At 56.3% G+C, this 22680-nt stretch carries 16 protein-coding genes and 1 tRNA gene; 7 read left to right on the forward strand and 10 right to left on the reverse strand.

The features are described 5' to 3' along the window. The first annotated feature begins 208 nt into the window (after positions 1–208). From eptA to PAG01S_RS04765, 6 genes are all read left to right on the forward strand, one after another. Positions 209–1837 (forward strand): phosphoethanolamine transferase EptA, encoded by a 1629-nt coding sequence (eptA, locus tag PAG01S_RS04740; RefSeq protein WP_062757855.1) that lies wholly within the window; start codon positions 209–211, stop codon positions 1835–1837. Next, positions 1837–2517: a two-component system response regulator PmrA gene (gene pmrA, locus PAG01S_RS04745; protein ID WP_010258520.1), complete on the forward strand. Its 681-nt coding sequence runs from the start codon at positions 1837–1839 to the stop codon at positions 2515–2517. The genes eptA and pmrA overlap by 1 nt, the downstream gene beginning before the upstream one ends. Next, a complete protein-coding gene (gene pmrB, locus PAG01S_RS04750) occupies positions 2514–3572 on the forward strand; it encodes a two-component system sensor histidine kinase PmrB (protein ID WP_022625496.1) in 1059 nt (352 codons plus the stop codon). The genes pmrA and pmrB overlap by 4 nt, the downstream gene beginning before the upstream one ends. Before the next feature lie 310 nt (positions 3573–3882). Then, on the forward strand, positions 3883–4449 hold the full coding sequence (locus PAG01S_RS04755) for a flavin reductase family protein (protein ID WP_031594590.1): 567 nt from the start codon (positions 3883–3885) through the stop codon (positions 4447–4449). 59 nt (positions 4450–4508) lie between these two features. Next, positions 4509–5042, forward strand: coding sequence for a peptide-methionine (S)-S-oxide reductase MsrA (msrA, locus tag PAG01S_RS04760; protein ID WP_031594591.1), 534 nt, complete (start codon positions 4509–4511; stop codon positions 5040–5042). A 264-nt stretch (positions 5043–5306) separates the two neighbouring features. After that, positions 5307–5394: transfer RNA gene (locus tag PAG01S_RS04765), tRNA-Ser, on the forward strand. 171 nt (positions 5395–5565) lie between these two features. Here PAG01S_RS04765 and phoH read toward each other — a convergent pair. The 5 genes from phoH to putP form a co-directional block, all read right to left on the reverse strand. Further along, positions 5566–6354 (reverse strand): phosphate starvation-inducible protein PhoH, encoded by a 789-nt coding sequence (gene phoH, locus PAG01S_RS04770; protein WP_010258505.1) that lies wholly within the window; start codon positions 6352–6354, stop codon positions 5566–5568. A 571-nt stretch (positions 6355–6925) separates the two neighbouring features. Next, positions 6926–8203 (reverse strand): iron uptake transporter deferrochelatase/peroxidase subunit, encoded by a 1278-nt coding sequence (efeB, locus tag PAG01S_RS04775; protein WP_062757857.1) that lies wholly within the window; start codon positions 8201–8203, stop codon positions 6926–6928. 2 nt (positions 8204–8205) lie between these two features. Next, positions 8206–9321, reverse strand: coding sequence for an iron uptake system protein EfeO (efeO, locus tag PAG01S_RS04780; protein WP_033772025.1), 1116 nt, complete (start codon positions 9319–9321; stop codon positions 8206–8208). Between the two features lie 52 nt (positions 9322–9373). Beyond that, on the reverse strand, positions 9374–10198 hold the full coding sequence (gene efeU, locus PAG01S_RS04785) for an iron uptake transporter permease EfeU (RefSeq protein ID WP_010258496.1): 825 nt from the start codon (positions 10196–10198) through the stop codon (positions 9374–9376). Positions 10199–10387: 189 nt separating this feature from the next. Then, a complete protein-coding gene (putP, locus tag PAG01S_RS04790) occupies positions 10388–11872 on the reverse strand; it encodes a sodium/proline symporter PutP (RefSeq protein WP_045139875.1) in 1485 nt (494 codons plus the stop codon). Between the two features lie 451 nt (positions 11873–12323). Here putP and putA point away from each other — a divergent pair, with 451 nt between their 5' ends. Beyond that, positions 12324–16271, forward strand: a complete 3948-nt coding sequence (putA, locus tag PAG01S_RS04795; RefSeq protein ID WP_033787604.1) for a trifunctional transcriptional regulator/proline dehydrogenase/L-glutamate gamma-semialdehyde dehydrogenase — start codon at positions 12324–12326, stop codon at positions 16269–16271. A 1335-nt stretch (positions 16272–17606) separates the two neighbouring features. Here the strand turns inward: putA and PAG01S_RS04800 are convergent. The 5 genes from PAG01S_RS04800 to PAG01S_RS04820 all read right to left on the reverse strand — a co-directional run bounded on the left by PAG01S_RS04800 (position 17607) and on the right by PAG01S_RS04820 (position 22474). Continuing rightward, positions 17607–18692, reverse strand: a complete 1086-nt coding sequence (locus PAG01S_RS04800; RefSeq protein ID WP_010247569.1) for an acyltransferase family protein — start codon at positions 18690–18692, stop codon at positions 17607–17609. A 464-nt stretch (positions 18693–19156) separates the two neighbouring features. Next, entirely contained in the window at positions 19157–19909 is a 753-nt protein-coding gene (gene tcyN, locus PAG01S_RS04805; RefSeq protein WP_010247571.1) for an L-cystine ABC transporter ATP-binding protein TcyN, read from the reverse strand. Continuing rightward, on the reverse strand, positions 19906–20574 hold the full coding sequence (gene tcyL / locus PAG01S_RS04810) for a cystine ABC transporter permease (protein ID WP_003854540.1): 669 nt from the start codon (positions 20572–20574) through the stop codon (positions 19906–19908). Before tcyL ends, tcyN begins: the two co-directional genes overlap by 4 nt. Beyond that, a complete protein-coding gene (tcyJ, locus tag PAG01S_RS04815; protein ID WP_050680363.1) occupies positions 20574–21374 on the reverse strand; it encodes a cystine ABC transporter substrate-binding protein in 801 nt (266 codons plus the stop codon). The genes tcyL and tcyJ overlap by 1 nt, the downstream gene beginning before the upstream one ends. 113 nt (positions 21375–21487) lie before the next feature. Beyond that, positions 21488–22474, reverse strand: a complete 987-nt coding sequence (locus PAG01S_RS04820; RefSeq protein WP_062757858.1) for a D-cysteine desulfhydrase — start codon at positions 22472–22474, stop codon at positions 21488–21490. Positions 22475–22680 lie beyond the last annotated feature (206 nt).

Here is a 22680-nt window from a genome sequence, read left to right on the forward strand (position 1 = left end):
CCAGCCGCTGCGGCTAAGTCAGCATAAAAGCACCATTCAATTCTGCTTCGCTTCTGATGTTCAGGCCGGACACGATCCGCTGCTGACTGGAGTCACGCACGTATCGCACCCGGCAGAGTCGGCCCCCCCAAAGCTTAAGGCTCTTAAGGTATTCCTAATATTGAAAGCGCATTCTCGTGACACTTTTATTACTCTGGTTCCTGCTCACATGGCGTTTACCCTGAAGAGGCCGCTGATTAGCCGCCTTACGTTGCTGATTCTGGCTGCGGTTTACATCGCGGTTTTCCTTAACGTTGCCTATTACCGTCAGGTGCTGGCGGTGATGCCGCTGAACGACCTGCACACCACGCTGGTCTTTTTATCGATGCCGCTGGTCGCCTTTAGCGTGATCAATATCGTGATTACGCTGGCCTCGTTTATCTGGCTGGATCGGCTGCTGGCCGCGCTGTTTATTCTGCTCTCCGCCTCGGCACAGTTCTTTATTCACACCTATAACATCGTGGTCGATCGCTCGATGATCACCAACATGATGGATACCACCGCCTCGGAATCTTTTGCGCTGATTACGCCACAGCTGCTTGTAACCCTGCTCACCTCGGGCGTGCTGATGACGTTGCTGCTGTTCTGGCCGCGAATCAAAAAACAGCAGTGGCGTGGCGTGCTGGCGCGACTGCTCAGCGTATTGCTGTCAGCGGCGCTGATTGTGCTGATCGCCCTGCTCTTCTATAAAGATTACGCCTCGCTGTTCCGCAACAACCGTGAATTGGTAAAGGCGCTTAGCCCCTCTAACAGCATTGCGGCGACGCTCTCCTGGTATAAGCATGAGCAGTTACAGAACGCGCCGCTGATACGCATTGGTGAAGATGCGCATCTGCAGCCCAGCCGCAGCAGTGGCAAACCTAACCTGACTATTCTGGTGCTGGGAGAGACCTCACGCGCGCAAAACTTCTCGCTGGGCGGTTACGGTCGTCTGACCAACCCCTTACTGGCGAAAGATGATGTGATCTATTTTCCGCACACCACCTCGTGCGGGACGGCGACGGCGGTCTCCGTGCCCTGCATGTTCTCCAACATGCCGCGCGCCCACTATGATGATGTGCTGGCCGCGCATCAGGAGGGGTTGCTGGATATTATTCAGCGCGCCGGCATCAGCGTGTTGTGGAATGAGAATGATGGAGGCTGTAAAGGTGCCTGCGATCGCGTTCCGCATCAGGACATGACCAGCCTGAACCTGCCCGGCATGTGTATTGACGGTGAGTGTTATGACGACGTGCTGTTCCACGGTCTGGATGAATATATCAGCCAGTTAAAAGGCAACGCAGTGATTGTGCTGCACACCATTGGCAGTCATGGTCCGACTTATAGCCATCGTTACCCGTCGCAGTTTCGTCAGTTTGAACCGACCTGTGACACTAATCAGATTCAGGACTGTTCGCAGCAACAGCTGATCAACACCTATGACAATACGCTGGTTAATGTGGATCACATCGTCGATAAAGCCATTAACGTACTGCGTGCGCATCAGGATCGTTTCACCACCAGCCTGGTCTATCTTTCTGACCACGGCGAATCCCTGGGTGAAAATGGTGCTTACCTGCATGGCCTGCCCTATGCTATCGCGCCGGACACCCAGAAACATGTGCCGTTGCTGATCTGGCTTTCCGATGATTATCAGAAACGTTATGCGGTTAATCGCGGCTGTCTGAATAAACTGGCGGCGACAGACGATTTTTCACAGGATAATCTGTTTTCAACCATGCTGGGATTAACCGGCACCGCGACCCACGAATATGTGCCTGCGGATGATATTTTGACGTCGTGTCGGAGCCAACCTTAATGAAGATACTGATTGTTGAAGATGATGCCTTGCTGCTGCAGGGTCTGATGCTGGCACTGGAAGGCGAAGGCTATGTCTGTGATGGCGTTACGCGGGTGCGGGATGCTGAAGCGCATTTCGCCAGCGGCCTGTATAGCCTGGTGGTGCTGGATCTTGGCCTGCCGGATGAAGATGGACTGCATTTTCTGATACGACTGCGGCGGCAGAAGAAGATGACGCCGGTGCTGATCCTGACCGCACGCGACACCATCAGCGAACGCATTGCCGGTCTCGACGCTGGCGCGGACGACTATCTGATCAAACCGTTCTCGCTGGATGAGTTGCTGGCGCGGATCCGCGCGCTGATCCGCCGCCACGTCAATCAGGGCGACAGTCATGTCAGAGTGGGTGCGCTGGCGCTGGATATGACCCATCGCCAGATTACGCTCAGCGACGTACTGCTGGATCTGACACCCAAAGAGTTTGCGATTCTGTCACGGCTGATGCTCAAGGCCGGGAATCCGGTTCACCGTGAAATTCTCTACCAGGATATCTATAACTGGGAGACCGAGCCTTCTACTAATACCCTGGAAGTGCATATCCATAATCTACGCGACAAAATCGGCAAAAGCGCTATCCGCACCGTGCGCGGTTTTGGCTATGCGCTGGTGACGCAGGATGGCATTCGTGAGGCAACATGATAAGACGTTTCGATCATCGCAGTATGCGCTTTCGTCTCATCCTGACCATCGGTCTGATCCTGCTGGTTTTCCAGGTGATCAGCGTGGTCTGGCTGTGGCATGAGAGCAAAGAGCAGATTCAGTTTCTGGTGGAAGCGCAGCTGCAGAAGCGCAACATGGACAGTCACGTTAAGCGTGAAGTGCATGAAGCGGTAGCCAGCCTGGCGGTGCCGAGTCTGGTGATGATTACCCTGACGCTGCTGCTCTGCTATCAGGCGGTGAAGTGGATTACCCGGCCGCTTTATCAGCTGCAGCGTGAACTGGAGAGTCGCAGCGAAGAGAATCTTGATCCCGTCGCCTGCCACAGTCAGGTTCAGGAGATCGATGCGGTGACGCAGGCGATAAACCAGCTGGTCGCGCGTCTGAACAGCAGTCTGGAGCGCGAACGGTTATTCACTGCCGACGTGGCACATGAGCTGCGCACGCCGCTGGCGGGATTGCGGCTGCATCTGGAGTTAATCGAACGTAACAGCGATGTCAAAGTTCAGCCGCTGGTGCAGCGCCTGGATCAGATGACGCACAGCGTGTCGCAGCTGCTGAATCTGGCGCGCGCCGGACAGTCCTTTACCTCTGGCACCTATCAGAACGTGGGGCTGATTGAAGATGTGATCCTGCCAATGGAGGCAGAGCTGAGTATTATGCTGGAGGCGCATCAGCAGACGCTGGTGCTCGATCTGCCGCAGGAGCAGTTTGTGCGTGGTGATGCCACGCTGCTGAAGATGTTGCTGCGTAACCTGGTCGAGAACGCCCATCGCTACAGCCCGGATAACAGCACCATCAGTGTGCAGCTGGTGTTAACTCCTCAGCTGATGCTGGTGGTGGAAGATCAGGGCCCGGGAATTGATGAGAGTAAAAGTGGCGAGCTGAGTAAAGCGTTTATCCGGATGGACAGTCGCTACGGCGGTATCGGACTCGGGCTGAGCATCGTCAGCCGCATCGTCCAGTTACACCGGTTTCAGTTTTTCTTAGAGAACCGCCGCGACCGAAGCGGTTGTCGTGCCGTGGTGAAGTTTTAAGCGCTGAACCAGGCGGAGAGGAACAGAACGACCGTAGCTGCGGCAATCAGCAGTGCAGCATATTCACTCATCGGACGCGGAGCAGTCACAGACAGGGCAACAGGAGCAGTTTTCATAGCATCATCCTCAGTTAAAGCAGGCAGTATCGCGATTGCATATTAAGGAAACCTTAAGCTCGCGACACTGCCGCTAAAAATGTCTGCGCTGCCGGACACCGCCATCAACCTCGCATTTCTGCCCGCTGACACGCCTGCTGCATCCGCCCGGTGCTCTACACTTAATGGCTACGTTCCGTTTCAGGAGTTACGCCATGAGCCAACGCATGCACAAATATGCTTTTCCGGTCAGCAAAGCCCGCAAATACCTTGAGCCCGGACCGGTGCTGCTGCTCAGTTCGCAGTACGGAGATCAACATGACATCATGACGCTCGGCTGGCACACGGTGCTGGAGTTTTCTCCGTCACTTGTCGGCTGCATGATTGCCGGTATGAACCACAGCCATGAGCTGATCCGCAACAGCGGTCAGTGCGTGCTGAACATTCCTTCTGCCTCGCTGATTGATGAAGTTGTGGCAATCGGCAACAGCCACGGCGACAGCATTGATAAGTTTGAGGCATTTGGCCTGACGCCGGAACCCGCTCAGGTGGTTGGCGCGCCGATGATTGCCGAATGTTTTGCCAGCTTTGAGTGTCAGCTTTATGACGATTCGATGGTCGCCAACTACAACCTGTTTATTTTTGAGATTGTTAAAGCGCACGTTGCCGAGCAGCCGGAATACCCCACTACCCTGCACTACACTGGCGAAGGCCGGTTCAGCGTGATGAGCGACAAAATACTGGATAAGAGCGGCGATTTTAAACCGGAGATGCTGATCTAGTTGAAAGCGCTCTGCCGCGCCCCCATTCACCTCTTTCGACCTGACAGGAGTAAATTATTATGGCAATCGAATACGCAGTTATCGCTGGCGGCTGTTTCTGGTGTACCGAAGCGGTATTTAAGGATGTGATCGGCGTAGAGTCGGTAGAAAGCGGTTATACCGGCGGTGCCCGGCCGAATCCGACTTATGAGCAGGTCTGCAGCGGTGCGACCGGTCATGCGGAAGCGATCCGCATTGGCTTCGACCCGGAGAAAGTCAGCTTTGGCGATCTGCTGGATATCAGCTTTGTGACGCATGATCCGACCCAGCTTAACCGTCAGGGTAATGATATTGGCACCCAGTATCGTTCCGCCATTTTCCCGGCCAATGCAGAGCAGGAAGCGGAAGCACGCGCCGCCATTGCCCGCGCTCAGGCTGACCATGATGTGCCGGTGGTGACCACCATTGAGCCGCTGAAAGAGTGGTATCCCGCTGAAGCTTATCATCAGGATTACTGGGAAGGCGCGGGCCAGCGCAACGGCTACTGCATGGCGGTCATTCCACCGAAATTGCAGAAGCTGCGTAAAAGTTTCGCTAACAGAGTAAAGAGCTGATTCCGGCATCAGTCAGGGCAGCGTCTGACCAGTAACGAGGGTGAGAACGCCGCCCCGGTTTATTTGCTGCCATAAAACTCACCTGACCGGGCTCATCAGGATGACGGGATGTGGCCGGTAAAACGGCGGGTTTTATGCCGCAGTAAATCGATTCGTTCAGAGCTTAAGCGAATAGATCAAAAGAGAAAAATAGTGCTTGACCGTTTTCAACCGACTCCCTATAGTACCGCCCCGTTGACCCATCGCGGTCAGCGAAGTAAATCTGGTGAGGTGTCCGAGTGGCTGAAGGAGCACGCCTGGAAAGTGTGTATACGGCAACGTATCGAGGGTTCGAACCCCTCTCTCACCGCCATATTCAAAGAAGAGCCTGAACTTTTGTTCAGGCTCTTTTTTTTGCATATTTCACTCTGAAAGAGCGTGATAACTCCCGCCGGGGAACGACCACGTTGCGCAGTCGCTGCCCCACAATAAGAAAACCCGGCCGGAGCCGGGTTTGGGCGCTACACTTCTACTCAATCAAACGCTAGCTATACGCGTGCAGGGTGCGCTGACACAGCGCAGAACGCACACAATCTTCTTTGCCGAAGCGTACAATGCCAACCATCTCGTCCTCTTCGAAACGCGCCAGCGCGTCTGCGAGACCGGAAGGCACCCCAGCGGGCAAGTCGCACTGGGTAATATCGCCGTTAACAATGACCGTGACGTTTTCGCCCAGTCGGGTCAGGAACATTTTCATCTGCGCGGCGGTGACGTTCTGCGCCTCGTCCAGAATTACCACAGCATTTTCGAAAGTGCGACCACGCATATAGGCGAACGGTGCAATCTCTACCTTGGCAATTTCCGGACGCAGACAATATTGCATAAAGGATGCGCCAAGACGTTTAACCAGAATGTCATAAACCGGGCGGAAATAAGGCGCGAATTTCTCAGAAATATCGCCGGGAAGGAATCCCAGATCCTCATCTGCCTGCAGTACCGGGCGCGTAACGATAATCCTGTCGATATCCTTATTAATCAGGGCCTCAGCCGCTTTTGCGGCACTGATCCAGGTTTTACCGCACCCGGCTTCACCGGTTGCGAAGATCAGCTGTTTTCTCTCTATGGCGTTAAGATAGTGCGCCTGAGCTTCATTACGGGCTTCAATCGGCAACCGGTCACGCGTATCGCGCGCCATGCCAATGGCATCCAGTCCACTCATATGCACCAGCGAAGTGACCGACTCTTCTTCACGCTGACGATGACTTCTTGAGTCACTACGAAGCACTCTTCTTGCTTCACGACGCGCTTTGATCACTGCTTTCTGTCTTCCCATAGTGGCACCTTTCAGTTGGTTTCATTTCCTGCGTCAGGCCGGTGGCCCGTTGCGATAACGTGAACGCTTTAGAGGTTTCAGTTGGCTTCCTTTTGAGCCATGACAGGACAGGATAGTGGGTATGCAGCAGCGCAATAGCGTAGCTGAACACCGGATAAAACAGGATGCGATAAGACAAAAGAGATGGTTGAAGGAAGGAAGAAATAACGAGGCAGAATTGCCCTCGCGGTCAGGCGCAATCTATTTACTGACAGTGACTTTCCATTAAAGACTCGACCCATGCGCGAACTCCAGTGTGATACATCAACACATCCGATTACGCCTGTTGAATAAAGTGCACCATTTTGTTGGGCCTTTGCAATAGTAATTTTACCTGCTGGCAAAAGAATTGCTAATCACGTGTATGTATTTCTTTTAAGGCAAAATGTAAAAGCGTTTTATTACAGTGAATTAGCTTATTTTATATATGCCAGACAACCGCTAAAACTCAGTTTAACCTCAGTCAGCAAAGCACGAAAACCGTAAAACGTGGGCGACCAGAAAAGGGACGCCCACAGTGGTTGAATTTTAATCAGGCTTCCAGCAACGACTGCGCTAAATAATGGCTGGCGTCTGGTACACCGGGCAAAACAAAAAAGTAACCGCCGCCAAAAGGCCGGATATATTCTTCCAGCGCTTCGCCGTTCAGGCGCCGCTGCACCGTGAGAAAGCCGCGTTCCAGATCGTGCTGATAGCAGACGAACAGCAACCCCATCTCCAGCTGTCCCGATGCAGAGATACCCGCGGAGTAACTGTAGCCGCGCCGCAGCATCAGGCTGCTTGCCGTCTCTGGCGTGCGGGGATTGGCAAGACGGATGTGCGCATCCAGCGCAATCACTTCGCCGTCCGGATCACGGGCGTAATCCGGAACGTCGCGCTCATGCTGCATCCCCAGCGGCGCGCCACTTAATTTCTCGCGACCAAAGATAGTCTGTTGCTCGCCCAGCGGCGTGCGATCCCACATTTCGACGTGAAAGCGGATTAACCGTACAGCCTGATAGCTGCCATTGCGCGCCCAGACCGGTTCGTCCTGATCGTCGGTCACCCACAGCAGCTGATTCATCAGAGCAGGGTTGTGGGTATCCGGATTGGCGGTGCCATCTTTGAAACCCAGCAGGTTGATCGGAGTCTCCTGCCCCTGACTGCGCGCGGCGTGATCGGAGATAAAGCCTTCACGCCGCCAGCGTACGCCAAGCAGGTCAGGCGTATGCTTGATGATATCCCGCAGGGCATGAATCACCGTATCCTGGGTGTTGGCACAGAGCTGCAACAGCAGATCGCCATGACACTGACTGGCATCCAGCGAATCATTGGGAAAGCGAGTCATCGGCTGCAATTTTTTCGGTTTGTGCGGCGCCAGACCAAAGCGTTCATCAAACAGTGAATTGCCGACCGACACGGTAATCGTCAGATTATCAGGCGCGATAGTCGCCCCAAGAATGCCGGAATCCATTGGCGGCAACCGCGGATTGGTGACTACCGGTGCCGGACCGCCCGTGGTCAGGAAAGCGATACGCTGGGTCAGCAACCGGAACAGACGCACCAGCTCCGCTTTATCGCTGCTGAGCAGATCAAACGCCACCAGCATCATCGATGCCTGCTGTGGCGTCGTGATACCCGCCTGATGCTGACCATAAAACGGCTGCATCTGCTGTCGGGCCTGCGGCGTAACCGTCCCCGGCGAAAAGCTGTCGGCGGCGACTGCATGGAACGGACAGCCGCCGCCCAGCGCTGCCGCGCCACCCAGCAGCCCCAGCCCTTTTAGTAACCGACGACGCGCAGGCTGCGCGTCATCTTCCTTGCGACTCATGATTAATCCAGACCCAGGGTGCCACGAAGTAATGAAAGATCTTCCGCCAGTGCGGTGATCGGTCCTTTCAGCGCGTTACGGTCGGCGCTGGTCAGTTTCTCATAGGATTCAAAACCGGTTTGGGTGCGGTACTTACTCAGGATCGCATCCACTTTTTTGAAGTTGGCGTCAACCTTGGCCAGCAACTGCGGATTGGCTTTGCTTACCATGGGTCGCAGCAGCTCAACGATTTTCTGCGCGCCATCAATGTTCGCCTGGAAGTCCCACAGGTCAGTCCGGCTGTAGCGATCTTCTTCACCGGAAATTTTGCTGGAAGCGACCTCTTCAATCAGGCCGGCTGCGCCGCCGACCACTTTGGCTGGCGGGAAGGCCAGTTCGCTGATGCGCACCTGCAAATCTTTCACATCTTTATTCAGCTGCTCAGCGTAGTCCGCCATGCCTTTCGTGCTGTTATCAGCAAACAGCGCTTTCTCCAGACGGTGGAAACCGGTGAACTTTGGATCGGCCGCTTTCTTCTCATAGTCATCTTCACGGGCGTCAATGCTGCCGTCGAGATCGGAGAAGAGCTCAGCAATCGGCTCAATGCGCTCATAATACTGACGGGTCGGAGCAAACAGCGCTTTGGCTTTTTCCACATCACCCGCTTTAACGGCGTCAGTAAAGGCCTGGGTGTTGCTCACCAGCTGTTTCACCTGGTCGGTCACATAGGCTTTATATTCGGTGATCGGGCCTTCCAGCTGCATACGTGCTGAGGTGCCACTTTTTGCCGCGCCCTCACCGGCCTGCACAATCAGCTTGCCTTTTGGATTGCTCAGCAGCCCACAGGTCATCTCATATTCGCCCGCCTCCAGATTGGCGGTCAGTTTCTGACTGAAGCCCGGCGCGATATTCTCACGCTCTTCAACCACCATCACGCCTTTGAGGATCTCCCACTCCAGCGCTTTCTGGCTGTTGTTTTTAATCAGGAACTGGGTCTTACCGGCCTTGACCGTTAAGCTCATCGGCTCGCACTGCTTGTCGGTGACGCTTACGGTAACCTGAGGAACCGCCGCGGCCGCCGTTGCGGAGATTGCCAGCAGAGGAAGCAGCAGTGCCTTGCGGCGGAAACGCATTGTCATCTCTCTTTCCCTATCATGTTGCAGGCGTAAGATGCGCCCGTTAAATGTCAAATTACACAGTGGCCGACGCAGCAGAACGCGCAGGCATAAAGAACAGAATCAGCGCCGGGATCAGGTAGGCAAAGTAAACGGTCACTTCACTGACGCTTGGGGACTCCTGATAACCCAGCACCCCTTCCAGCAGGGTGCCGAACAGCGAATGGGTCGATAAGGTATTGCTGAGATCGAAGGCGACATCCTGAAAGCGATTCCATAAACCCGCTTCGTGGAAGGCGCGGATGGCGCCCGCTGCCAGACCCGCGGCGACAAACAGGATGAATACGCTGGTCCAGCGGAAGAAATGGGCCATGTTAAGACGGATACCGCCCCAGTAGAGCAGCATTCCCAGCACGACCGCGGTTGCCAGACCCAGCACCGCGCCAATCGGCGGCGCATAACCGACATCCTGGGTAAACGCCGCCAGCAGGAAGAACACTGACTCCAGCCCTTCGCGCGCCACGGCAAGAAACACCATCAGCACCAGCGCCAGACCGCCACGACCTGAGCGTTGCAGCGCCTGATCGACCGCCTGTTCAAGCTCGACCCTGATGTTGCGGGCGACTTTGCGCATCCAGAAAACCATTGAGGTGAGGATCACCACCGCAATCAGCGCCACGATGCCTTCAAACAGCTCCTGCTCTTTCTGCGGAAACTCACCGGTGGTGGCATTGATGAACAGACCCAGGCCCAGACAGAGCCCGGCGGCAATAAACACGCCGGCCCACATCGCGGGAAACCATTGGGTGCGCTGGGTGCGTTTGAGATAGCTGGCTATCAGGCTGACTATCAGCGCGGCTTCAAGCCCTTCGCGCAGCATGATGAGAAAAGGAACAAACATCGCCAACCTCTTGAATGTTAAGCAGCGTCAATAAACAGTAAAATAAGGTAAAGTGTAAACGATACCGATTATCATTATCGCTGAGAAAAAAACAAGTTGCCGGTGGAGATAATTTCATCTTTGAGTGGTTTATCTTTGTAACAAAAAAGCCCGCCCCTTTCGGGACGGGCCAGGCGATTAACGCCTCGCTTATTTTGTCTGGAACTCCGCCTCTGCAGCGGCAAAGCGCTGCTGCGCTTCTGCTGATGGCTCACGGCCCATCAGCGTGAAGACCACAATGGCGATGCTGGCGAAAATGAAGCCTGGGATGATTTCATACAGCCCCAGCCAGCCATACTGTTTCCACACCAGCACGGTCAGCGCACCGACGATCATGCCCGCCAGCGCACCGTTGCGGTTCATCCGCTTCCAGCAGACACCAAACAGCACCACCGGACCAAACGCCGCACCAAAGCCCGCCCAGGCGTAGCTCACCAGGCCCAGCACGCGGTTTTCCGGGTTAGCCGCCAGCGCGATCGCAATCAGCGCCACCAGCAGCACCATCAGACGCCCTACCCATACCAGCTCTTTCTGGCTGGCATTTTTACGCAGTAAGCCTTTGTAGAGATCTTCGGTCAGGGCGCTGGAGCAGACCAGCAGCTGACAGCTCAGCGTTGACATCACGGCTGCCAGGATCGCTGACAGCAGAATACCGGCAATCCATGGGTTGAACAGGATACGCGCCAGCTCAATAAAGACCCGCTCCGCATTGGCGTTAACGCCAACCGCCAGCGTCGGGTTGTTCTGGAACCAGGCGATACCGAAGAAGCCCACCGCCACGGCACCGGCCAGACAGAGCACCATCCAGGTCATACCGATACGGCGAGCGGTACGGATTGAACGATGCGAATCTGCCGCCATAAAGCGCGCCAGAATATGGGGCTGCCCGAAGTAGCCCAGGCCCCAGCCGAGCAGGGAGATCACCGCTACAAAGTTCAGTCCCTTCAGCATGTCGAGGTTTTCCAGGCTCTTCGCTTCAATCACCGCCAGCGAATCAGACCAGCCGCCGACCGCGATAATCACAAACACCGGCGTCAGAATCAGCGCAAAAAACATCAGGCTCGCCTGAACGGTATCGGTCCAGCTCACCGCCAGGAAACCACCCACCAGCGTATAGAGAATGGTCGCCGCTGCGCCCGCCCACAGAGCGGTCTGGTAACTCATACCAAAGGTGCTTTCAAACAGACGCGCACCGGCCACCACGCCCGAGGCGCAATAGATGGTAAAGAACACCAGGATGACAATGGCGGAGATCACGCGCAGGATTTTACTGTGATCTTCAAAACGGCTGGTGAAGAAGTCCGGCAGCGTCAGCGCGTTGTTGTGATGCTCGGTCTGAACCCGCAGACGTCCTGCCACAATTTTCCAGTTGAGCCAGGCACCAATAATCAGGCCAATCGCAATCCAGCTTTCAGAGATACCGGAGATGAAGATCGCACCCGGTAAGCCCATCAGCAGCCAGCCGCTCATATCGGATGCACCGGCAGAGAGTGCCGTAACCACGCTACCCAGACTGCGGCCACCGAGGATGTAATCATCAAAGTTTTTGGTTGAGCGATAAGCCACAAACCCGATTAATACCATCCCAAGAATATAAACCAAAAAGGTCACCAGCAAAGGTGTACTTACACTCATCTGTCTCTCCACTTATTATTTGATATCCCAGAGAAATCACCAGCTACCCGCCTGCCGGAACGGGGCAAAGCGGGCCGATTTTCTTCGTCAGGGCGTCACTCATTTCCCAGCGGCGCGGTATCCTGCCGGAAAGGCGTTGTGCGCACAATGGATTTAACACAGGCGTTACAGTGATTTCACTAACCGTTTGTGAAAACGTGCTCATAGGTTGCACTCGCTCACAGTTATCCGGTTGCACCATCGTATTACCTGCCTGAAACCCGCTTTTCATCGGGTCTGCCAGACTGGCGAGGATCTTGCAGCAATATCCGTGCCGCATTGCGGGATTTAACAATCGTCGACGTTAAAAGGGTGTTAACTGGCTCACATTTAACACGGTTGCACAAAGTTGCAACTTAAGTGATAGTGCAGCCAACGCCGTATCGAACCACTATCAAGGAGCTCTGGAGTCATGGCTACAACCACCATGGGTGTAAAACTGGATGACGCGACACGCGAGCGCATCAAACTGGCTGCGCAGCGCATCGATCGCACGCCACACTGGCTGATTAAACAGGCGATCTTTAACTACCTGGGCCAGCTGGAAACCGGCGATACCGTGCCGGAGATCCCGCTTTCTGCCCAGGCGGCCGCGGAGTCCGACGACACCCAGCCAGAGGAGACGCACCAGCCGTTCCTTGATTTCGCAGAGCAGATTTTACCTCAGTCCGTGACCCGTTCAGCGGTGACCGCCGCATGGCGTCGTCCGGAGACTGATGCGGTGCCAATGATGCTGGAACAGGCACGTTTACCGGCGGCGCTGGCAGAGAAAACCCATCAGCTGGCTTACCAGCTCGCCGACAAGCTGCGGCACCAGAAAGGGGCAACCGGACGCGCTGGCATGGTGCAGAGCCTGCTGCAGGAGTTCTCACTCTCCTCCCATGAAGGTGTGGCGCTAATGTGTCTGGCTGAAGCGCTACTGCGTATTCCCGACAAGCCAACGCGTGATGCGCTAATCCGCGACAAGATCAGCAACGGCAACTGGCAGTCACATCTGGGACGCAGCCCGTCACTGTTTGTCAACGCGGCGACCTGGGGCCTGCTGTTCACCGGCCGTCTGGTCTCGACCCACAACGAGTCGAATCTCTCAAGCTCGCTTAACCGCATTATCGGTAAGGGTGGCGAACCGCTGATCCGCAAAGGCGTGGATATGGCGATGCGTCTGATGGGCGAGCAGTTCGTCACCGGTGAAACCATTGCCGAAGCGCTGGCTAACGCCCGCAAGCTGGAAGAGAAAGGCTTCCGCTACTCCTATGACATGCTGGGCGAAGCGGCCCTGACGGCAGGCGATGCCAAAGCCTATCTGCTCTCTTATCAGCAGGCGATCCATGCCATTGGTAAAGCGTCGAATGGTCGTGGCATCTATGAAGGTCCCGGCATCTCTATCAAGCTCTCAGCACTGCATCCCCGCTACAGCCGTGCGCAGTATGAGCGCGTGATGGAAGAGCTCTACCCTATTCTGAAATCGCTGACGCTGCTGGCCCGCTCCTATGACATCGGCATCAACATCGATGCAGAAGAGGCGGACCGGCTGGAACTGTCGCTGGATTTACTGGAGAAACTCTGTTTCGAGCCAGAGCTGGAAGGCTGGAACGGCATCGGTTTCGTTATTCAGGCCTACATGAAACGCTGTCCGTTTGTGATTGATGAGCTGATCGATCTGGCGCAGCGCAGCCGCCGCCGCCTGATGATTCGTCTGGTGAAAGGCGCGTACTGGGACAGCGAAATCAAGCGCGCCCAGATGGAAGGACTGGAAGGCTATCCGGTCTACACCCGCAAGGTTTACACCGATATCTCTTATCTGGCCTGTGCCCGCAAACTGCTGGCCGTGCCAAGCCTGATCTATCCGCAGTTCGCTACCCATAATGCCCACACCCTGGCGGCGATTTATCAGCTGGCGGGCAACAACTACTATCCCGGTCAGTATGAGTTCCAGTGCCTGCACGGCATGGGCGAACCGCTCTATGAGCAGGTGGTCGGCAAAGTGGCGGACGGCAAACTTAACCGTCCCTGCCGTATCTATGCGCCGGTCGGTACCCATGAAACCCTGCTGGCCTATCTGGTGCGCCGCCTGTTAGAAAACGGGGCCAACACCTCCTTTGTTAACCGTATTGCCGATACCTCGCTGCCGATTGATGAACTGGTGGCCGATCCGGTGAGCGCGGTGGAGAAGCTGGGTGCCAGCGAAGGCGCCATTGGTCTGCCACATCCGAAAATCCCCCTGCCGCGCGATCTGTATGGCGATAACCGTGTTAACTCTGCGGGTCTGGATATGGCCAACGAACACCGTCTTGCCTCACTCTCCAGCGCCCTGCTGAGCAGCGCCGCACAGCCCTGCCTGGCCGAGCCGATGATCGACGGTGAAGCGGGTGCCGGCGAGTTGCGCGACATTCTGAACCCGGCAGCGCCTGGCGACCGTGTAGGTCAGGTCCGTGAAGCCACAGAGCAGGAAGTTTCTGTGGCGCTGGATGCCGCGGTAAACAGCGGGCCAATCTGGTTTGCCACACCGCCGCAGGAGCGTGCCGCCATTCTGGAACGCGCCGCACAGATCATGGAAGGCCAGATGCAGCAGCTGCTCGGCATCCTGGTGCGTGAAGCGGGCAAAACCTACAACAACGCCATCGCGGAAGTGCGCGAAGCGGTTGATTTCCTCTATTACTACGCCGGAATGGTGCGTGACGATTTCGACAACGAAACCCATCGTCCGCTGGGCCCGGTGGTCTGCATCAGTCCATGGAACTTCCCGCTGGCGATCTTTACCGGTCAGATTGCGGCTGCACTGGCAGCGGGTAACAGCGTGCTGGCCAAACCGGCCGAGCAGACACCGCTGATTGCCGCACAGGCGGTTCAGATCCTGCTGGATGCGGGTGTGCCACCAGGCGTGCTGCAACTGCTGCCAGGTCAGGGTGAAACCGTTGGTGCACAGCTGACCGGTGACGTTCGGGTACGTGGCGTGATGTTTACCGGTTCAACTGCGGTGGCGACACTGCTACAGCGTAATCTGGCGGGTCGCCTTGACCAGCACGGTCGTCCTGTGCCGTTGATTGCTGAGACCGGCGGGATGAATGCGATGATCGTCGACTCTTCCGCGCTGACTGAGCAGGTGGTGATCGATATCGTCGCCTCTGCCTTCGACAGTGCCGGACAGCGCTGTTCTGCCCTGCGCCTGCTCTGCATTCAGGAAGATGTCGCCGACCATACCCTGAAGATGCTGCGCGGCGCGATGGCCGAGTGCCGCATGGGCAATCCGGAACGCTTCTCGACCGACATCGGCCCAGTCATTGATGCCGAAGCGAAAGCCAATATCGATCGCCATATTCAGGCGATGCGTAATAAAGGCTTCACGGTCTATCAGGCGGTGCAGGAAAACCCGCAGGACAGCAAAGAGTGGAATAGCGGTACCTTTGTTAAACCGACACTGATTGAGCTGGGTCAGGTCAGCGATCTGGATAAAGAGATTTTTGGCCCGGTGCTGCACGTGGTGCGTTTCACTCGCAATAACCTGCCGCAGCTGGTTGAGCAGATCAATGCGTCTGGCTATGGCCTGACGCTGGGCGTACATACCCGCATCGACGAAACGATTGCACAGGTCACGGCGAACGCCCGAGTCGGCAATCTCTACGTCAACCGCAATATGGTGGGCGCGGTGGTCGGCGTACAGCCGTTTGGTGGCGAGGGCTTATCCGGTACCGGTCCGAAAGCCGGCGGTCCACTCTATCTTTACCGCTTGCTGGCGCATCGTCCGGATAGTGCGCTGCGTCTGACTTTTGATCGTCAGGATGCAGAACGTCCGGCGGACAGCACGCTGCGTCAGTCACTGCTGGCACCGCATCTGGCACTCAGCAACTGGGCTAAGGATAAGCCTGAACTGGCTGAACTCTGCCAGCACTATGGCGATCTGGCGCAGGCGGGCGTGGTCCGGCTGCTGCCTGGCCCGACAGGCGAGCGCAATACCTTCTCACTGTTGCCGCGTGATCAGGTGCTCTGTCTGGCTGATAACGAGCAGGATGCGTTAATCCAGCTGGCCGCGGTGACCAGCGTCGGCAGTAAAGCATTGTGGCAGGATGATGAGCTGCATCGCGCCCTGCTGGCCTCGCTGCCGGATGCAGTGAAAGCACGCATCACGCTGGCGCGTGACCCGTTAGCGGCAGAGTTTGATGCAGTGATCTATCACGGTGATGCCGATCAGCTGCGTACCCTGTGTGAACAGATTGCCGCACGTGAAGGCGCGATTGTGTCGGTGCAGGGCTTTGCCCGCGGCGAGACCAATCTGCTGCTGGAACGTCTGCTGATTGAGCGTTCGCTGAGTGTGAATACCGCTGCGGCAGGCGGTAATGCGAGCCTGATGACCATAGGGTAAGGGGCGTTCTCGGGATTGTTCGCTGCGCGAACGGGCTGAGGTCCGGAGCTGGAGCTGGAGTTGTTCGCTGCGCGAACGGGCTATGAGAAGGTTTCGTTCGCCTGGTAAGCCAGGCAGTTTCAGATTCGCCTCTGCAGGCGACCGACAAGGGGGCGCCAGTCGCCGCGCCCCCTTGACCCCGGGCTCCGGCCTGCTTCACCGCCGCTTCGCGGTTCCTTCGCTACTTCAGGATTTCTCACGGAACGGCGGGACGCGCCATCCATGGCGCGAACCCGCCTCTTCGCGACATCCCTGTCGCTCGTCCTGAAATCCCTCATCCGCTCAGCGGTTCTGACGGCCTCCCCACCCCCTCGCTGTTATCTTCTCTTTTTATGTTGGGTTCGCTGTCGCTGTGAGTTTGGGATTGCCTCTGACTTTCGGCTCAGCACACAGAATGGCATTCAACCCTACCCGCAGTTATCTCGTTTTCAGATAACAAAGATTGTTGCGGTGAACTTCAGGAATTGAGATTGGCTTTCAGACCACCAGACAACTGTGCACTAAAGAAAACACAAAGAAATCGCAGGCGGGGGTTTGTGAGAGGCGTCCGCAGCGCTGAGGAACAACCAGAGGCCAGGATGAGCCGACAGGACGTCGGCGAAAGGACGGTACGAGCCAGGGATGGCGAGTCCGGACGGTCCGTCGGCCGCAGGACGTGACGAGGGCACCCCGCGTAGCGGGGCGCGCAGGCAGCCGGACGCCGGGATTGTTAAGGGGCGGGCGTACGCCCCTTAACGCGTCCGCCTGCACGGGCAACCTGAAACTCCTCATCGCCTGGCGGGCGTAACCCTCTCAGCGCTAACGCGCGGCTAAGTGATCTAAAACGTTCCATCGCCTGGCAGGCGAAACCCGCTCAGTGTCAGCCTGCTACAAAGCGAAACCTTATGAATCTTTCCCCGCTTTCAGTAACTTGAGCCCCGCCCATCCGGGTAACAAACCCACCGGCAGGGGTTTGCCAGAGGCGTCCGGAGCGCTGAGGAACAACCGGAAGCCGGGAGCCGACAGGACGTCGGCGAAAGGACGGCACGAGCCAGGGATGGCGAGTCCGGACGGTCCGTCGGCCGCAGGGCGTGACGAAGGCACCCCGCTACGCGGGGCGCGCAGGCAGCCGGACGCCGGGATTGTTAAGGGGCGGGCGTACGCCCCTTAACGCGTCCGCCTGCACAGGCAACCTGAAACTCCCGAACGACTGGCGGGCGAAACCCGCTCAGTGCTAACGTGCGGCTAAATGACCTGAAACTCCCCATCGCCTGGCGGGCGAAACCCGCTCAGTGCAAGCTCGCTGCAAAGCGTAACTTACCCACCGCTCGCGCCGCCAGGCGCCCTTTTCATTAACGTCGGGAACACAAACAGCGACTGCCCGACTCCGCGATTGGTCAGCGACCAGATGGCAACTGAACAGAGCGAGCAAAGCCCCACAATGGCCACCGGATAGAAACAGGCCCAGAGAAACGAAAACCACGCCTGCTCGAACAGATGATGCCGCTGCGCGAACAGAATCGCAGACATACCAAAGAACTCGATAAAAATACGGTGGATGACGTAAATCTGCAGCGTATTGCGCCCAACCCAGTTGAGATAGCGCATGCTGAAGTGCTGATTCAGCCAGCGACAGGCCGCGATACTGAATAACACCGCCAGTACACACAGGAACAGACTCTTATCCAGCCCGAATAGCACATGAATCCCGGCGGCTGCCGCCAGTAGCGCCCAGGGCATCAGATTCTCACGCCGCCATTCACTCAGGCGCAGCATCGTCTGGCTCCAGAATGCCCCTAACAGGAAGAACACAAAATATTGGGCCAGGCTCTGTGGTCCCCAGAACGGGATCACTTTTTCTGCCGCCAGATAATTCAGCAGGATCGCCACCGCCACCAGGGCCAGCTTATATTGACGGAAAACTTTGGCACAGAGGAAATAGAGTCCCAGCCCATACAGATACCACGAGGTACTCATGGCCATAAAGGTCAGTTTGAGAAACTCGAATAGCGAACCCGCATAGGCGGCATTAAGGTTCTGCGAAATACGCTGGCCGGTAATTTCAGTGGAGATACCGATAATTGACCACCACTGAATAAACCCCCACAGAATATAGAGATAAAAAAGATTGGTGATGCGACTGGTAAATACCTGCTTCCAGGGCCGGTTCAGAATGCCATTGGTCGCCAGTAATCCCGAGACAAAGAAGAAGGCGGGCATACGCAGCGGCGACAGTACCGTATTAAACTGTATCCATATTTCGGCGGGGATCCATCCGGCAGAGAGATATTTCATCGTCCCTTCAAAGCCGGGTAAAACCGTGTGGTACAGGACCACCAATAATATGCAGGCGCCCTTCAGGGTATCGACCCACAATATCTGATCTGACTTAGTCTGGTTCATTCAATGACTCCTGCTGTGTAGGTCAGAATGCTGGAAAGTAAAAGCGAGGAAATCAGTATTGCTTTTATGATTATCCGGCAATTATTCGCCATTGAACCGGTGATGAATGTAGCGAAACTCTTAAAAGCCGCTGCGTGGCCCTGTTACCACAGTTATTTACTTAGTAGAACGTTTCCTTACACTTATTAATATCGACGCAACACACTAATTAGCAGTGCCGCAGCCAGCTTAAAGGATAATATTGCTTCATAATCCAGAAAATATAATTAAGAGAAAGTGGCAACGGGAAAAGCCAATATATTCCCGATGAAAAGAAAAGATTTGTCAGATGTGCCAAAAGGTTTAACAGCGGCAGAGTTATTTATGATACTGCGCCTGCTAATAGCGTGACCATAGCCAGTGGCAGCTAAAAAAATGAGGGTTTTAAACGGGTTAAAACTGCCTTCCGGGGAAGGCAGTGTGGATTACTGATTCAGAAATTTATCAAGGAACTGACGGGTGCGCGGCTGTTGAGGGTTACTGAACAACGCTTTCGCTTCGCCCTGCTCCACAATCCGCCCCTGATCCATAAAAATGGCGCGGTCAGCCACATCGCGGGCAAAGCTCATCTCATGCGTGACGATGACCATGGTGCGTTTCTCTTCGGCCAGCGCGCGAATGGTGCTGAGCACCTCGCCCACCAGCTCCGGATCCAGCGCCGAGGTCGGTTCATCAAACAGGATCACTTCCGGCCGCATCGCCAGCGCACGCGCAATCGCCACGCGCTGTTGCTGCCCGCCCGACAGACGGCGCGGATAGCTCTCTTCTTTGCCGTGCAGCCCGACCTTCTCCAGCAGCGTGCGGGCGCGGGCTACCGCATCCGCTTTCGCTTCGCCTTTGACGATAACCGGCCCTTCAATAATGTTCTCCATCACTGAACGATGCGGAAACAGATTGAAGTTCTGGAAGACAAACCCGACCTGCTGACGCAGGCGACGCACCTGCTCTTTCTGCTTACTCTGTGCCAGCGCCGCATCAACGGTAATCTCTCCAACGCGGATGGTGCCGCTATCCGGCACTTCCAGCAGATTGATACTGCGCAGCAGCGTGGTTTTACCTGATCCGCTGGGGCCGATGATGGCCACCACTTCACCGGCGGCCACATCAAGGTCGATGTCGTGCAGCACCGTCTGGCCGTTAAAAGACTTCACCAGCTTTCTGACTTCGATGGCGCTCATTTCGACTCCGAATCCTGACGATTAACATGCTGTTCCAGCCGGTTCTGCAACGCAGATAACACCGTTGCCATCACCCAGTAGATCAGCGAGGCTGCCAGATACATGGTAAAGACTTCCAGCGTGCGTGAGGTGATCAACTGCGCCTGACGGAACAGCTCCGGCACCTGAATGGTCGCCGCCAGCGAGGTATCTTTTACCAGGCTGATAAAGCTGTTGCCCAGCGGGGGCAGCGCGGTGCGGGCTGCCTGTGGCAGGATCACCCGGCGCAGGGTTTGCCAGCGCGTCATGCCGATACTTGCCGCCGCTTCCCACTGCCCGCGCTCAATCGATGAAATCGCGCCACGCAGTGACTCTGAGGCATAGGCTGCGGTATTCAGGGAAAGACCAATCATCGCGGAGGGGATCGGATCCAGTTCAATGCCAAACTGCGGCAGGCCGTAATAGATCATAAACAGCTGGGCTATCAGCGGCGTGCCACGAAAGATCGAGACATAGATTCGTGCCAGCCAGCGAACCGGCCAGAAGCGCGACAGACGCATCAGCGCCAGAATAAAGCCCAGCAGCAGGCCAAAGAACATGCCGCCGATGCTGAGCTGCAGCGTAAACAGCGCGCCTTTTAATAAAAAAGGTGCTGAATCCAGCACCAGTTGAAGACTTTCCTGCATTATTTCGTCACGTCCGCGCCAAACCATTTCTGAGACAGCTTGCTCAGCGAGCCATCTTTCTGCATGTCAGCAATGGCCTGGTCGATCGCTTTCAGCAGGTCGTCGTTGCCTTTACGTACCGCCACGCCCGATTCCTGACGGGAGAACGCATCACCCGCGACCGCCATGGTATTGCCCGTTTTCTTCACCAGATCCAGCGCGGCCAGACGGTCAACCAGAATGGCATTCAGACGGCCAGAGCGCAGATCCTGATATTTCGTCGGGTCATCATCATAGGTACGGATGTCCACGCCCTTCACATTCTCACGCAGCCACTGCTCGTAGTTGGTGCCCAGACCGACGCCCACTTTTTTACCGGCCAGGTCCGCAGGTTTGGTGATGGTGTTCGCATTGGCTTTCATGGTCAGCGCCTGAATGCCGGAGACCGTGTATGGCGTGGAGAAGTCATACTTCTTCTTACGCTCATCAGAGATGGTGACCTGGTTGATGACCACATCGATGCGCTTCGCGTCGAGTGAGGCCAGCATGCCGTCCCACTTGGTCGGTTTCAGGCTCGCCTTGACGCCCATGTGCTGTGCCAGCTGTTCCGCGAATTCCACTTCAAAGCCGGTCAGCTTGCCCTTTTCATCCTGGAAGCTGAATGGCGGATAGGTGCCTTCCAGACCCACCAGCAGCGTGCCGCGCTCTTTAATTTTGTTCAGCAGATTTTCCGCTGCAAAGGTTTTAACGTTGACGCCAGCAATCAGCGCCACGGCCATGACGCCCATCATCATCTGACGACCTGCACGAGAAAAGGACATATTCACCCCATTATTGACAGTATTGTGTGTGTGTTCTTATAAGGGCAGCACGGCTTGTCGCTGCCAGTCCAGTAGGATAACCCACGGAGTATAAACTGTTTTATTCGCTTGTCTCAGACCGAAGGATGATAAGCAAATAACGCCGGTGCGCCGCCCGTATGAATAAACAGCAGCGGACCTTCACGGCGGAAACGATTCTGGCTGACGCCATCCAGCAGTCCGGCCATCGCCTTGCCGGTGTAGACCGGGTCCAGCAGGATCCCTTCCAGCCGCGCCAGCAGTTTCACCGCAGCCATGCCTTCACCATTGGGTTCGCCGTAGCGCGGCGCAAAGTAGTCATCCCACAGGGTAATCGGTGCCTTAGCCTGCACTTCCAGCGTCTCCGCCAGCGACTGACGCAGCCGCTCCACCAGCGGCAACTGCGCCTCAACCTGGCGTGAAACGGTGACGCCCACCAGCTCGGCCTCCGGCAGCAGATGCTCCAGACCCACCGCCAGACCGGCATGGGTGCCGGCACTGCCCGAGGCCACGACCACGGCGGCGAAATCGACCACGCCTTCGCTCTGATGAGCAATCTCCTGCGCGCACTCTACATAGCCTAGTGCACCCAGCGCATTTGAGCCGCCGACCGGCACGATGTAAGGACGATAACCCTGGGCTTCCAGACGCGTGGCCTGTTCAGCCAGCTGTTCCGCAGGGTTATTCAGCGCATCCACCATGATCACTTCAGCGTCCATCAGATCCAGTAACAGACGGTTGCCGTTGCTCAGGTAGTTTTCTGCGTGGGTGCCAATCGGGTTTTCCAGCAATGCCACGCACTTCAGGCCAAGCCGGGCCGCGACTGCCGCCGTCTGACGCACATGATTGGACTGGATTGCGCCCGCGGTCAGCAGCACATCGGCGCCTTCACGCAGCGCGTCCGCCGCCAGAAATTCCAGCTTGCGCAGCTTATTGCCGCCCATCGCCACCGGCGTGAAATCATCGCGTTTAATGAAAATATCGCGACCCAGATAGTCAGAGAGCCGAGGCAGATGTTCTAACGGCGTGGGTGCGCCCAGCAGTTCAAGACGCGGGAATTGGTGTAACAGATGTAAAGACAATGCTGCCTCCGTTCGGGCATTCAATTTATCCTTACAGTGTTGCAGAAGATGCGAAAAGGATCACCCTGATTCAGGTGTCAGCAGATGCGGTGAGACAGATGCGTAGTGAAAGTTGCAGGAGAAAGAAGCGCCGTGCTCCCCCTTCCCTTCTACCCGGCTGGCGGGCAAAAGGGGAACGTGCCGCAGGCACGCGGAGGAGCAATCGG

The organism is Pantoea agglomerans NBRC 102470 (assembly GCF_001598475.1).
In the GTDB taxonomy this organism is placed as follows: domain Bacteria; phylum Pseudomonadota; class Gammaproteobacteria; order Enterobacterales; family Enterobacteriaceae; genus Pantoea; species Pantoea agglomerans.

Bases quoted from the DNA above. Each gene is read 5' to 3' on its own strand.
- eptA (WP_062757855.1), top strand. From the start codon at position 209: ATGGCGTTTACCCTGAAGAGGCCGCTGATTAGCCGCCTTACGTTGCTG.
- pmrA (WP_010258520.1), top strand. From the start codon at position 1,837: ATGAAGATACTGATTGTTGAAGATGATGCCTTGCTGCTGCAGGGTCTG.
- pmrB (WP_022625496.1), top strand. From the start codon at position 2,514: ATGATAAGACGTTTCGATCATCGCAGTATGCGCTTTCGTCTCATCCTG.
- PAG01S_RS04755 (WP_031594590.1), top strand. From the start codon at position 3,883: ATGAGCCAACGCATGCACAAATATGCTTTTCCGGTCAGCAAAGCCCGC.
- msrA (WP_031594591.1), top strand. From the start codon at position 4,509: ATGGCAATCGAATACGCAGTTATCGCTGGCGGCTGTTTCTGGTGTACC.
- phoH (WP_010258505.1), bottom strand. From the start codon at position 6,354: ATGGGAAGACAGAAAGCAGTGATCAAAGCGCGTCGTGAAGCAAGAAGA.
- efeB (WP_062757857.1), bottom strand. From the start codon at position 8,203: ATGAGTCGCAAGGAAGATGACGCGCAGCCTGCGCGTCGTCGGTTACTA.
- efeO (WP_033772025.1), bottom strand. From the start codon at position 9,321: ATGACAATGCGTTTCCGCCGCAAGGCACTGCTGCTTCCTCTGCTGGCA.
- efeU (WP_010258496.1), bottom strand. From the start codon at position 10,198: ATGTTTGTTCCTTTTCTCATCATGCTGCGCGAAGGGCTTGAAGCCGCG.
- putP (WP_045139875.1), bottom strand. From the start codon at position 11,872: ATGAGTGTAAGTACACCTTTGCTGGTGACCTTTTTGGTTTATATTCTT.
- putA (WP_033787604.1), top strand. From the start codon at position 12,324: ATGGCTACAACCACCATGGGTGTAAAACTGGATGACGCGACACGCGAG.
- PAG01S_RS04800 (WP_010247569.1), bottom strand. From the start codon at position 18,692: ATGAACCAGACTAAGTCAGATCAGATATTGTGGGTCGATACCCTGAAG.
- tcyN (WP_010247571.1), bottom strand. From the start codon at position 19,909: ATGAGCGCCATCGAAGTCAGAAAGCTGGTGAAGTCTTTTAACGGCCAG.
- tcyL (WP_003854540.1), bottom strand. From the start codon at position 20,574: ATGCAGGAAAGTCTTCAACTGGTGCTGGATTCAGCACCTTTTTTATTA.
- tcyJ (WP_050680363.1), bottom strand. From the start codon at position 21,374: ATGTCCTTTTCTCGTGCAGGTCGTCAGATGATGATGGGCGTCATGGCC.